Source organism: Enterococcus sp. AZ063 (assembly GCF_051715045.1).
GTDB classification, from domain to species: Bacteria; Bacillota; Bacilli; order Lactobacillales; family Enterococcaceae; genus Enterococcus_D; species Enterococcus_D casseliflavus.
The window spans coordinates 230,002-243,410 of the sequence record NZ_JBIOTA010000001.1 but is presented as its reverse complement, the minus strand read 5'-3'; the positions used below and the strand labels follow the sequence as shown (position 1 = coordinate 243,410).

General features: G+C 45.8%; 11 protein-coding genes. 1 reads left to right on the top strand and 10 read right to left on the bottom strand.

Translation table 11 applies throughout. The features are described from left to right. Positions 1 to 123: 123 nt before the first annotated feature. A complete protein-coding gene (locus IGK61_RS01100) occupies positions 124 to 1,086 on the bottom strand; it encodes a PTS mannose/fructose/sorbose transporter subunit IIAB (RefSeq protein WP_167826622.1) in 963 nt (320 codons plus the stop codon). 190 nt (positions 1,087 to 1,276) lie between these two features. Between IGK61_RS01100 and IGK61_RS01095 the strand changes: the two genes are divergently transcribed. Continuing rightward, the gene (locus tag IGK61_RS01095) at positions 1,277 to 1,984 is read left to right on the top strand and encodes a GntR family transcriptional regulator (protein WP_010748602.1); all 708 of its coding nucleotides are present in this window, start codon (positions 1,277 to 1,279) and stop codon (positions 1,982 to 1,984) included. Between the two features lie 24 nt (positions 1,985 to 2,008). Here IGK61_RS01095 and IGK61_RS01090 read toward each other — a convergent pair whose 3' ends face one another. The 9 genes from IGK61_RS01090 to IGK61_RS01050 form a co-directional block, all read right to left on the bottom strand. Continuing rightward, positions 2,009 to 3,784, bottom strand: coding sequence for a glycoside hydrolase family 35 protein (locus IGK61_RS01090; protein ID WP_074536653.1), 1,776 nt, complete (start codon positions 3,782 to 3,784; stop codon positions 2,009 to 2,011). 13 nt (positions 3,785 to 3,797) lie between these two features. Next, positions 3,798 to 4,961 carry a glycoside hydrolase family 88 protein gene (locus IGK61_RS01085; protein ID WP_074536652.1) on the bottom strand — a complete coding sequence of 388 codons (1,164 nt, stop codon included), beginning with the start codon at positions 4,959 to 4,961 and terminating at the stop codon, positions 3,798 to 3,800. A 150-nt stretch (positions 4,962 to 5,111) separates the two neighbouring features. Next, positions 5,112 to 5,939: a DUF7402 domain-containing protein gene (locus IGK61_RS01080; protein ID WP_074536651.1), complete on the bottom strand. Its 828-nt coding sequence runs from the start codon at positions 5,937 to 5,939 to the stop codon at positions 5,112 to 5,114. Continuing rightward, on the bottom strand, positions 5,914 to 7,680 hold the full coding sequence (locus IGK61_RS01075; RefSeq protein ID WP_074536650.1) for a DUF2264 domain-containing protein: 1,767 nt from the start codon (positions 7,678 to 7,680) through the stop codon (positions 5,914 to 5,916). The genes IGK61_RS01080 and IGK61_RS01075 overlap by 26 nt, the downstream gene beginning before the upstream one ends. Before the next feature lie 417 nt (positions 7,681 to 8,097). Continuing rightward, positions 8,098 to 9,093, bottom strand: coding sequence for a tagatose-bisphosphate aldolase (lacD, locus tag IGK61_RS01070; RefSeq protein ID WP_318248576.1), 996 nt, complete (start codon positions 9,091 to 9,093; stop codon positions 8,098 to 8,100). Between the two features lie 185 nt (positions 9,094 to 9,278). Continuing rightward, complete coding sequence (locus IGK61_RS01065; protein ID WP_074536648.1) at positions 9,279 to 10,448, bottom strand: SIS domain-containing protein; 1,170 nt, start codon at positions 10,446 to 10,448, stop codon at positions 9,279 to 9,281. 179 nt (positions 10,449 to 10,627) lie between these two features. After that, a complete protein-coding gene (locus tag IGK61_RS01060; RefSeq protein WP_005226773.1) occupies positions 10,628 to 11,362 on the bottom strand; it encodes a GntR family transcriptional regulator in 735 nt (244 codons plus the stop codon). 214 nt (positions 11,363 to 11,576) lie between these two features. Then, the gene (locus IGK61_RS01055) at positions 11,577 to 12,605 is read right to left on the bottom strand and encodes a PTS system mannose/fructose/sorbose family transporter subunit IID (protein ID WP_005226771.1); all 1,029 of its coding nucleotides are present in this window, start codon (positions 12,603 to 12,605) and stop codon (positions 11,577 to 11,579) included. Further along, positions 12,595 to 13,401: a PTS mannose/fructose/sorbose/N-acetylgalactosamine transporter subunit IIC gene (locus IGK61_RS01050; protein WP_005226770.1), complete on the bottom strand. Its 807-nt coding sequence runs from the start codon at positions 13,399 to 13,401 to the stop codon at positions 12,595 to 12,597. Before IGK61_RS01050 ends, IGK61_RS01055 begins: the two co-directional genes overlap by 11 nt. Positions 13,402 to 13,409: the final 8 nt, after the last annotated feature.

Below are 13,409 nucleotides of genomic sequence, written 5' to 3'. Positions count from 1 at the left end.
GTATGAACGAGTCTTAACTGGCTGGTTATCGATCGTTGTGTCGCCTCAGATAAATCGTGAAAAACACTCGTTTTTCGACAAATCTTCTGCTACATATTCTCCTCGATCGAAGCGCTGCCCGATTTATCCTCGTAATTTCTTCATAAAGTCGATCGATGGTTCATTGGGTACAAGCTGTGCCGTGACGGTGATTCCTTTTGCGGCGATCGCTTCAAAGATCGGCTCTTCTTCTGGCAGCACTTGAATGCTTTTGGTCACTTCCCGTGCGCCTTCTTTGTAGCTCATGTTGCCGACGTTGATCGCTTTGATCGGTCCATCTGCTTCAATATAACGCAAAACATCTTGGGGATTTTTGAAAAGTAAAAACAACCGTTGCTTGCCGTAACGACCAGCGCGAATATTCTTGGCTGCAGTTGCCACTGGAAGGACGGAAAGTCGCATCGAAGTTGGCGCTGCCATTCGTAAAGAAGATTTTTGTAATGGGTCTGCGGCGGCTTCATCATTGGCCACGATGATCCGTTGCGTGTTTAAACTGGTGGACCAGATACCAGCAACTTGTCCATGGATCAAGCGCTCATCGATCCGACTATTGACAATATTTTCTTGTCCAGCATACGCACTGTAATCCCCTAGTTCCTCTTGCTTTTCTTCTAAAATTTCTTGTTCTGCCTGGTTCATCCCTGCTTTGACATCAACGATGTTTTCTTTGGCTAAGCAAAGCAGCTCGTTGATCGTCGCTCGTTGATTGACGACTGCCTCGATCACTACGGACAATGTCATTCCAGCGAAAATCGCCACTTCGTCATCCTCTAAATAATTCTTGACTGCAACGTTGCACGGGGTTCCTCCTAATAGATCCGCAATAATCAATGTTGAACCGTTAAGGGCTTTCATTTTCTCGTTCAAATCTTTTTCAAACTGCAGATTGTCACTATCTGGTCGTAATGAAACGGTGTGAACGTTTGCTTGCTGGCCTACGATCATCTCCAGACTGCTTTTGACCCCTTCTGCCATGCCTCCATGACTGATCAATACAATGTTTTCCACTAATTTCCCTCCTACTCCGTAGGTCGCCCTACTTAACATGTTATGTTCCTTGTAAGCATACTATACCACATGGCAAGCCATCCGTAAACCTAATATCTTAACATATTGAATTTTATTTTTTAGGCCTGTACAGACTGGAAAACAACATATTTTCTACAATAATTAAGTGGCAGGAAAGGATTTAACATGTTATGCTTGATGTATTCATATGGAATGGAGGGAAACCACTGTGTTGCCAAAGTATGAGCAGATCAAGCAAGATCTTTTACAAGAAATCAAAGACCATAAATTCATTCCCGGCGATAAGTTTTATTCAGAGGCGGATATCAAGCGAAGGTATTCTGTTAGTTCGATCACGGCAGTCAAAGCATTGAATGAATTGACGAGTGCTGGCTATCTGTATCGCATCCAAGGCAAAGGGACCTTTGTTTCAAAAGCAAAAGTATCTCAAAGTGTGAAGTTTTCCGACATCGAGCTGCATTCACTGGACCAAGAAAAGGTCAAGGTCCTTGCGGTGGAAGAAGGAAATGACCCCGAGATTTTGAAAGAATTAGGGTTGGCTGCCAGTGCTTCCTACTACCGAATCAAACGAGTCCGCTATTTTGGCGATGTTCCTTTCTTGGTTCACATCACTCATCTTCCGAAGAAACTGATGAAAGAACCGATCGCCAAAAACCTCAACCGGTATGCCAGTGTTTATGAGCGGGTCCGGAAAGACTTTGCGATCGACCTTTTCTCATTGGCTTCTGTTGAGACCAATGAAATCGTCTTTCCTGATGATGCTGAATTGTTGAACTTATTGCAACTGAGCTTCCGAGAGCCTGCGGTCAAACAAGTCAAGCACTCCTATTTAGCAGATGGAAGTGTCGCTGAATACATCGTCAGCTACAAGCATTGGAAATATTTCAAAACAAAAATAGAAGTAGAGCCCGCGTAAATTTGGGTCTCTACTTCTATCTTTTTATTCCACGACAGGTTGATCACAGAAAACGAGCTCCTTGATCTCCACGCCATCGGTTTCAAATACTACGACTTCGTTGCTGCCTTTTTTCAAAAATTCTTTCGGACAGTATAAGGAATGCACGGGGCCACGTTGCCAATAGCGACCAAGATTGATACCGTTGACGATAACGACGCCTTTGCCATACCCACGGCAATCGATGAACGTATCTCCTACCTCTGTCAGCGTGAAGGTCGTTTGATAAAAGGAGGGGTGTGTCGGATTTTTTCCTGCTTGATAATCGATGGCTTGTAGCTGCTCTGCGGAAAGCGTCAATGGGTAATGACGATAGCCTTGGTGGAAATGAATGTCTTGCATGATGCCCCCACGGATACCTTTGGCTTGTGTAGGCCCATTCAATTTAAACCCGTAATTCACGCGCCCTAGGTTTTCTACTAAGACATCTAGCTCGATGGTTTCTTTATCTGGTGTCCCTTGGATCAACAGCTCCTCACCTAGCGTTTCTTGGTATTGGATCGCCTGTAATTGGCCGTCGGTAAAAATATGCAACCGATCGCTAGCTTCTACCACTTTTAATTTGTTTTCTCGATGATAGTTTTTTAACTGAACCGAATAGAGCAAATAGCCGTAGCCTGTGCTGGCAGTTTCCATTGTTAGTGGATACATATTTTCTTGCGGTATCATCAGCTGGTCTTTGATGGCCAATAACGAGACACTGTTTTCGATGGGAAAGGTTCCTAATGCGGCTAATTGCTTGGTCCGTGGGTTGGCTTGCCACACTTCGGGACAGGCTTCTTTTATGGCTTTTTGTACCTGATAGTATTTGTCGGTAGGTTCTCCTGCTTCTGTCAGTAAAGCATCGTAATCATAGCTGGACACTTGTGGTAGATCCAGCGCCCCCCGAGCGGAACAGCCATTGTAAAAGCCAAAGTTCGTGCCTCCATGGAACATGTAAAGATTCAAGGAACCGACTGCTAACATCTCTTTGACTTCATTGGCTAAGTCTTGACCGTCTCGCTTGATGATCGGCTCGTCCCAGCGGTTGAACCAGCCATCCCAATATTCCATGCACATGATGGGCCAATTTTTGCCATGTTTTGCCATAAACTCTTTCATCACAGCCGCATTTTCTTTGGAGCGACTGCCGAAATTGCCTGTGACAAAGACGTCGTCTTCAATCAATGTCCCAGCGTCCAAGACTTCTTCCCATGCCCCATCTGAAGTAAACAAGGGTACATCGATGCCGTATTCTTCCATCAACTCCTTGGTCTGGCGCAAATACGCTTTTTCCATGCCATAAGAGCCGTACTCATTTTCCACCTGCATCATGATCACTGGTCCCCCATGGGTGATCTGCAACGGCACAAGCTTTGGCAGCAAGACCTGGAAATAGTTACGCACCTTTGCCATGAAGCGTGGGTCGGTTGAGCGCAACCGCATCGGTTCGTTTAACAGCCAAGCTGGCAGCCCGCCAAATTCCCATTCAGCACAAATGTAGACGGAAGGCCGCAAAATGACCATCAAGCCTAGCGCTTGGGCTTGCTTTACAAAAGCACAAATGTCTTTCATTCCTTCAAAGTCGTAGACTCCTTCACGAGGTTCGTGGAGATTCCAAGGAATGTAGGTCTCAACTGTGTTGGCTCCCAGTGCTTTTAGATTGTAGAGGCTATCTGTCCATTGCGCCGGTGTCATACGGAAATAATGGATCGCTCCGCTGATCAATTTGATTGGTTTTCCATCTAACAAGAAATCTTCTTTTATCTCAAACGTTCGCATGTCGTCTTCCCCTTTACCAGTATCTTTGCCAATTAGGCAATGCCAATCGGATCAATGCTTCTAAATAGAAATAATCACCCCAAAGATTGGGTTCATCGATGCCTTTGCCTTTCGCATGAGCATACACACCATGCAGCAATAAGCCCTCATTTTCTGGCACTTGGCTCGCTGCATACTGCTCGCCTAATTGGTAAAGCATCCCTTTAGCGATTTTTTGGGCATCAGGATATGCCTCCATTTTCTCTGCTTCCAACAAGCCACAAGCCGCGATCGCTAAAGCTGAGCTGTCTTTTTCAGCAGGATGTTGGTCGTTAAAATCAAAGTCCCAATACGGCACGAGATCTGCGGGTAAATGAGCCAAAAACACCTCCACGATCTGCGGATAATTTTCTGGAAAAGGCTGGCTATGCAAGTAGCTTTCATTCAAAGGAAGCCCTAAAATCGCCCAGCTTTGCCCTCGTGCCCAAATCGATTGGTCGCTGTTTCCTTGATGCGTCGCACCGTGACTTGGCTGCCCCGTCTCTGGATCGAAATAGTACGTATGAAAGGTGGTGGCGTCAACTTTGATGACAGTCTTTCGGACTGTCTGATAATGCTTACTCGCGGCCTCTGCATAGCGAGTCTCTCCCGATAATTGGGTTGCTGCAAATAAAAGCGGCAAGTTCAGTAGCGAATCAATAATCAAGCGGTATTCTTGTGGGTCGCCATAAGTGCCCCAAGCTTGAATAAATTCCCCCTTTTCTTGAAAACGTGCCAACAAAACATCTGCTGCTTGAATGACTTCTTGCTTGCAGTGTTCATCGCCAGTGATCTTGTAGCCCGCACCGGCAGATAAGCTATATAAAAATCCAATATCATGATGATCTAATACAAAATGGTCGTCTAAGCGCGTTTGAAAACTGTCGATATTCTCCATTGCTCGAGTCAAAAAGTTCTTCTCTTTGGTCCACTCATAGGCGAGCCACAACATCCCCGTCCAAAAGCCATTGGTCCAATCATCGTTGCCTTTCAGCCGATATTTGCCATTGGTGGCACAGGCTGAAGGAAACTGTGTGCCAAAGCGCTGACTATTTTTTTCGATCTGTTGGATGCACGCGGTGATTTTATCCGCTAACCACACATCGGTCACTTTTTCTCCTAACAGGATCAAGCGTTGTTTGTTCTCTTGCAGACGCATGTTTCCCCTCCTCTTAACTTGTTAACATATTAACTTAAATCATTATAACGTAAACGAACAAAAAAAGCGACCTTCCTTCATTGATTCCTAAAAAAAGAGCATGACAGCTGCCCACAAATGCAGACCTGTCATGCTCTTGTCCTCTTTTTTTTAACAGTTCCAACCAAATACTTCGATTTGTGTAAGAGCTGGAAATGGGGAATCATCCTCTGCTTTTTGCAGCTCTTTATAGGTTAGCTTAGTCGTTTCTTTTTTCGGAAAACGAACTTCTTGAAAAGACGCCGTATTTGTCGTTTCCACCACCAGCTCTTCTCCATCAGCAAAGACCAAGGTCCCTTTGGTCCAATAGCTATCATGGGGATAATCTGCCCGTAATAGAAAACGAACCCGATCGATCAAGACGGGACGACCAAAATCAATGGTCAATGCAGCATCGGCTTGCTGATTGATGCCCCAAGAAGCAAACGGATACGACCCGTGGGATCGGTTGCCATATTTTCCATCGATCGCATTCTTGGCAAAAAAGACGGAATCATCTCGCGTCTCCACATTCGCTGAAGCATGAGGATACGCCCCTGTCGCTGACTTTTGATCATGGGCATTGAAAGATAAATTTTGATAATTCGTGATCTCAAACGCATGGGCTTTACGCACCATCAGGTGATGGCGCTGCGAGGCAAAGGCCGTTTCCACCGAGGACTTTCGATGAGATTCCGTCCAAGGGATCTGATATTCCCAAGTGGATTGGGAAAGATAGATCAGTGATGGCGCTAAGGTTTCATCAAGCTGAAGGACATAATACGGATTTTCCCCCGTCACCTCAACGACGATCTTATCCCCTTCCTCATAGGGATAGTTTTTAATGGCTAATACGGCCAAATCATCACCAGAAACTTGAAACAGCGCGGGTTCTTTTTCATGGTCGATGCGACCGACGATCACCTGGTCCTGCTTATTTTTTATTGCTAGCGTAATCATTTGGATCGCTCCTTTCTTTTTCTACGATACCACCGACTAAACAAATCAAACGGTGCTTCCCTGGTGGAATATGTTGTGCTAAGTATGGAAAACTAGTTCTTGGAAAAAAGACGGAGGTATTGGCTTCTGGCTGAACAATACTGGCTTGTTGATAGCCTTCGATGTTGATGATTTGAGAACAAAAGCCTCCTTCACTGACTCGACTCCAGGTCGGTCCTGTTTGGGCCTGAGGCAACCGTCCAGTCAGCGGTACACTAAACCCGCCCTCACGGAGGTCCAACGAAATCGTCGTCGTCAACTCGTGCACGCGCACATGCCACTGACCAAAGGGATAAATCTCAGTTTCAATCACTACCTCTTCAAAGGGTGCCCATTGGTAAAAGACCCCTTTTTCCGTCACTCGATAATCCCTGACTGCGCCCTTCGTGCGAAAATAGCTGCCATCTCGAGCAATAGCTAATGTGCTATCGAAGGCGCCTTCGGCATACGTGACGCCAGCTTTCGGCACACTGAAACCAAGTTTGCTCGAATAGACGAATTTGCTGTATTTTGATTGAGCATGGGCTTGCTGTTCAAGCATCAAGCCTGCAGGATACCCCAACAGATGATGGCTTTTTTCGTTGTGCACCAGCAACATATTGCCTTTTTCAATCCGTTTTTGCGGCTCTCTTTTGATTGGCTCAGGTTCAGCCCGCCAAAAAGGATGCGTTTCTGCGACCGCTAAAAGCAAAAAGGTCTTCAGCCCCCAATAAGGCGAGCCTGGTGCATTGTACCCTTCTGCCATCACATGATTTTCATAGTGGTACCCGATAGACAAGCGACCATCGAAAGTGAAAATTTCTTGTGCCATCCAATTGCGCAAGTGCTTCGCCAGTAGTCCTCGCACCTGTCCCCATGGGATCGCTTCGACATCTGCAAAAACCAGTGCCGAGAAAAACGCCCCTTGTGCAAACCGATAAGTCAAGCTGCGGCCATAGGGCAAGGCTTCGCCGTCTTCATCAAAATAATAGACGAAGTCTTGCGCAAATAATGTGGCTCGCTCTTTAAAACGCTGCGCCCATTCTGGGTCTTCGTCTTGCATAAATGTAGCGTAAATCAAGCCATAATAATGAAACGCGAAAGGAATGTAGTAATCTCGCTGCGTCGTTTTCCCGTCTACGTACCAACCATCGCCAACGTACATGGAATCGATCAATGCCAACTCTTGGGACAATTCTTCTTTTGCCAACGGTTCCCCACAGTGAAACAAGGCAACGCGTATCAACACTTTGAAGAATGTCCAGTTGTTCTTAGGAATCTTGCACTCAAGTGCTGGGGAAAGCCAAGCCACTAGCTTTCGCTGGTTCTTCTGCGGCAACGCTGTCCAAAAAGCGTCCTTTTGCAACAATAGGGTCAATGACAATGCGGCTGCTTCCACGATGTATTGATCATAATCCGTGATCCTTCCCCAGTAAAACGCGTGTTCAGGATCTGTCCCTGCTATCACTTTTTCTACGTAAGCTGCTCGTAACGGATCATCTGGGCAACCTCTCCAATAAGGCGCGAGCCCCCACAAAGGACGCACAAGCGCTTCCATCTCAGCCCGTGTTCGGTCATACACGGCCCCACTGCTACCTAGATTCAATCCTGGATAGTCATCTGCCAAGATCGCTGCTTGCAAAGGAGCGATCATGTCTTCCAATGCCCGCTGATAATCCAGACGCGTCAAAAACGGATTCTCTTTGATTGCCATTTGCTTCATATGCCATCTCCTTCTGTCAATTTACAGAACAGAATAGCAAGCCACGGCTTTTTTATCAAGCGATCTTCTACTGGCAATACTGCTGAAAAATGAGAAAAGATTTCGAGGGATTTTTGACTTAACCTGTTAACAAATCTTTTAGGATTGATTTTCTTCCCTTCTTTTTCTTTTAACTAGCAAAGTTAACTTAGTCTATATGAAAAAATTATGATAAATCATCCATAGTGCTCTGACTTTTTTTCATAATTTTTTGCTAACCCTTTTTTGTCTAGATGAGGGCAGCGTCCGTTATACTATCAACCTTTTTTCACTAGAAAAAGACACCCTAGAGCCTTAAGTCAGAAGCCTACCACTTCTTCTCAAAAGCCCTTAAGATGTCTGATTACTGGCCATTTCTCTTGTCAAACAGCGAAAAAACTATTCTTCGACCGTGACTTTGTCCCACCAAGAAGTGGCGGTCTTTTGGATCACTTCATTCAAGTCTTCGATGTGCTGTTTTCCAGTACTTGCTAGCCATTCTTTGGCTGCTTCTGTTCCTTGTTTTACAAAGGGTTCAACACCATCTTTCCACGTTGCCCGGCCGCACAAGACGCCATTGAAGGTGGAGCCAGCTTCTTTGGCAAAAACCAGCGTTTCTTGGAATAAGCTGGCTGATACGCCTGCACTGAGAAAAATAAACGGCAGATGCGTCGCGTCGCTTTGCGCTTTGAAATACGCGGCAGCTTCTTCCTTGGTATACACGGCTTCTTCCTTAGCAAAACCTGCCACATAATTCATGTTGACTGGTACTTCCACTTTTAACACATCGACTTTGTACTGCGGTTTTGAAAATTCCTTCATCAATCCAATGACTTTTTCTGGTTTGCGTTGCGCATATGCTTTTGAGTCGACTTCAGGCAGCTTAGCATCATAGGAAAGGACTTCTAAAAAGAAGGGCAGATCAGCCGCTTGGCATTCACTGCCGAGTCGTTCCACAAAGACATGTTTCAACTGATTGATCTGGGCATCTTCATCTACATCATAGTAAAGCAAAAATTTGATGGCATCTGCGCCAGCTGCTTTTAATCGCTCAACCGACCATTCCCCTAATAAATCAGGCAAACGTCCCGGCGTAGTCGCATCATAGCCGGTTTTTTCATACGCCAGCAAAAGCCCCGCCTCTGGATCACGGCTTTGCGCAGCTGCCAACCCATATTCTGGATCTAATAAAATAGAAGACGCGTAAGGGGTCAATTCTTGTGAGACTAGCGTTTTAAACTGGCTGATTTTCTCTGCATCAGCCTCCACGCCAAGTGCTGCCATCATTTTTTTCAAGGCACCTCGTTGGTCGATCGCTAAAGCTGCGATCACTCCTTCTTTCGTTGACAGGCGATCCATCGCTGCTTTTTTGGCTTTCGTTACGGTTGCTTTCATTAAAATTCCTCCTTTTTTGTCCATGCCAAAGAATCAACCGCTTTCACTTTTTTCAGCGTTGGCGAAACGGTTGTCAGCACGTATAAAAATGTCTATTGATGAAGCCGTTCGACTGATTGACCACCGCACGTATCGACTTCGTACACGAAAAGATACGTGCTCGTGGTGGGCTTTCTCAGTCATCGTTAGTTGTTATACGGATGAATCGTCACGCCTTTGACCACCCGATTGACGGTACGCGTTGGCGAAGGTGTGTCGGGTGTATTCCCGACTTTGATCGATGCCAGCAGTGCGATCGTTTGTGCAAAGACAATGTCTGCTAAGGCAAGATAACCGTCTGGCAATGATGTGTCATCTGGAAAGAAAAAGTTTGTTCCTGAGAAATTCACAGCTGTCGGCTGTCCGATAGCAGTCACTGCGGCGGCGATGCCGTCGCTCTTTAATTCTTCCAACATATCAAGATCATACTGCCGCGTATAGGACGTATTGCTGACAAAGACAAAGACGAGGGTTTGATCATCTACGAATGATTTCGGTCCATGACGGAAGCCCATCGAAGAATCGAACACGGTGGCGATTTTTCCCGCAGTCAGTTCCAATACTTTTAGCTGTGCTTCCCTGGTCAACCCCGACAACGTGCCTGACCCAAGGTAAACGATCCGCTTAAAGGAACGGTCCGTCAGTACTTGGAGTTCTGTTTCTCTGTCGATCACTTCTTGCCCCAACCGGCTAAGGGTTTCAACATAATGCCTCTTTTCTGTCAGAGGCGTCTGGTCAAAAATCAGCAGTGCGGAAAGAGCCATGCAAGAAAAACTTCCCGTCATTGCAAAGCCAGCATCATTTGACCTCTCAGGCATCAATAACAGATAGCTCGTTTCATCAGCGGCAGCTTGTTGTGCCAAAGATCCGTCGGCTGCACAAGTGATCGTCAAATGATAGCTATCGGCAACGAATTGATCGACGATTTTGACCGCTGCTAAACTTTCTGGTGAATTGCCGCTTCTAGCAAAAGAAACGAGCAGTGTTGGTTCATCCGCAAATAAAACTTGTTCTGGAGCTGCGACAATATCCGTCGTAGCAATACTTTCAAAAAGATAATCCGCAGTTGCGCCGGTCTTATTCAAGTAAGGAACGATCGTATCTCCAACATATTGCGACGTCCCCGCTCCCGTGAAGACCACCCGAATGCGTTTATCCGTCTTTTGCTTGATGGTACGTAAGAAAGTCGCGATCGCCTCTTGCTTTTCTTGATAGATCGTCAAGGTTTCTTGCCAAAGTTCTGGCTGTTGTTTGATTTCTCTTGTTGTAATCTCCGCACCTAATTCTGCTAATTCCTTTGTTGACAGTTGAAACATCTTTCTTCCTCCTAGCTACTGTTTTTCCAGTATGTATTCCCAGTGACGGTGCGAGGAGCGCTTGTCTTGGATGAATGCTTAGCGATCACCCAAAGGGCAAACTTCCTCGACCTCACTGGTTTTTAATACACGCCTTTTCTTTGCTCGAGTGGATCATTTCAGACTGTCTAGGAAATGCGCTACTCGTCGTTACGCAAGTGGCGGACTTTGTATCTAAATTGGTCTGCTCGGGCAACACTCAAGGTGTATTCGATCACTTCATTTTCAATATTGAACGTGCTGCGTACCAGGTTCAACACCGGCGCACCTTCGTGGATTTTTAGCAATGCCGCATCTTTTGCACTGGCAATGCTGGCAAAAAATTCTTCGTCCGCGAGGCGGATCACTTGATGAAAATCTTCATGGAAGATATCGTACAATGGTTTTTGCTCGATCATCTCACTCGTTAAATGCATGAAGCGTTTGACCGGCAGATAAGAACGCTCGATCATCATCGGCTGGCCATCAGCAAGACGCAATCGTTTTAACTTGTAGATCGGCTCGCCGATGGAAACTTGCAACTGAGTGGCAAAATATTTTGTCGCTTCCATTTTTTTGAATGCCAATACTCTAGTTTCCGGTTGTTTCCCCAGTGCTTTCATCTGTTCGGTAAAACTATACGAACCTGATAAATTGGTTGCCTGCTTGCGGATATCCGAGACAAAGGTGCCTTTGCCATGTTGGCGATAAATATAGCCTAATTTTTCTAACTCCTGTAGAGCCAAGCGAACGGTGGTCCGACTTAATCCGTAGCGCTTTGACAGCTCTCTTTCTGAGGGAAGCATTGTGTCTGCTTCCATTTCATTTTCGATTTTTTCAATCAGTAAATTTAACAATTGATCGTATAATGGTTGTCGATTTTTATTGATATTCATAAGCCCCTCCAAACTGGTTACTACCACATAACGAGTGTACTATTTCCCGATAGGCGTGTCAAACAATCGTCTACAGGGGCTCTGTTTCCTGAATTTACGTCTTTTCACGCAGGAAAATGAACCAATTGCCAGCACGAGCTAAGCTGAAAAGTCAGCTGTTGCTTGCTTAGCAAAACTCCTCCTACGTGTTGCGTCGTTTCTTCTGCTAGCTTGCTTATTGCGGCCAAATGGATGGATACAGGCCAAAGCCAGAACCGATCAAGCCGATCACTAGCAGCAAAGCGATACATTTCAACGGCGTCCAGCCGCGTTTTGATAAGAAGAAATACAGCATCAATGTGATGGTCAATGGAATCACTTGCGGCAAGATCCCATCGAGGATTTTTTGAATATCGATCGTCACAGGCACTTCGTTGACTTTGTTAAACGTCAATTCATATTTGCCGTTAGCCAGTTCATTGACCGCAGCATTTTCTTGCAATGTGTCGGTCAATTGACCATTCTCATCCGTGGTATACAGCATGTCTTCGTAAGCGGCAATGGCTGCTTGATCATCCACGATCGTCGTCGCTTGCGTCACTTCATTGGTAGTGCCGTTAGGGATCTGAATATCCAAAGACGTCGCTCCATACACGCAGGTCAAGGAACCGACAACAAAAATCCCTAAAATACTCGCTGCTCGGGTAAACTCTTTGGCATTTTCCGTTAAGATGCCAATTGCATCTGTCCCTAAACGATAGGACCAGTGCATCAAGAAGTACCGCAAACCAAATTGGGCCGCATTGAATACTAGTAAGAATATAAACGGTGCAGCGATATTGCCGCTGATCGCCATATTGGCTGTGATACCCGCCGTGATTGGTACCAAGGTAAACCAGAACAACGCATCACCGATCCCGCCTAACGGTCCCATCGCGGCGACTCGCACTGCCCGAATCATGGGAATATCGGCTTTGTTTTGTTCCATCGATAAAATGATCCCCATCACAAAGTTCACCAAAAATGGATGAGTATTGAAAAACTCTAAGTTATGGCTCATTGAAGCAGCCAAATCCTTTTCATTTTTATGGATCTTTTTCAATCCCGGTAAAATACTGAATAACCAGCCTCCTGCTTGCATTCGCTCATAGTTGAAAGAGGCTTGTAGAAATAAGGAACGCCAGACCATATTGTTCAAGGTCTTTTTATCCAGTTGTTCTGCGGGCGCTTGTTCGCTATAAGAATCGGGAATATTATATGCCATCTTCATCGCCTCCGAAATCATAGGTATTGGCTGCTGCTACTTTAAATTTGGACTGGATTTGATAATCCCAAAAGGCTAATGCGAAGCCGATAAAGGCTAGAATGATCAAGGCGGGTCCTTGCAAGGAAGGTGCCGCCATCACGATCGTGGCTAAACCAAACCCCATAAAGAAGAAGCCCCACATTTCTTTGGAAACCATCACTTTTAGTAAAATCGCAAAACCGACATACCGCATCATGCCCCCAGCTGCGCCGAGCCCACCCATCAACCATTGAGGGATCGCTGCGACCGCCTGATTCCCGAAGGCAGCACCGCCGATAAAGAATAAGACCACGATCAAGCCGAAGATCGTTCCAAGACCCGCCATCGCTAAATAATTGATTCGATCAATGCCCTTCGTATTGGCATCATGGGCGTAGCTGTCGGCTTTTGACATCACTGGCGACATTAGTGAGAAGATAATCGTCACCCCATATTGCCCCAGCAAAGAAAACGGAATCGCCGTAGCAACCGCTACTGTGGGTTCCAGCTGCAGCGTGATTGCTAAGATTGCTGCCATAATTCCGCCAATCACCGCATTTGGCGGTTGCGCGCCGCCCACTGGCATATTGCCGATCGTCATTAACTGATACGTTCCGCCAACGATCAAGCCGGTTTGAAGATCTCCAAGAATAAGTCCGATAACCATCCCAGTAACAATGGGTTGGTACAATGATTCTAAAAAACTAAATTGATCGATCGCGGCAATGAATGTGACTATGAAGACTAAAATGATTTGAAAAATCGTGTAATCCATTTTCTTTC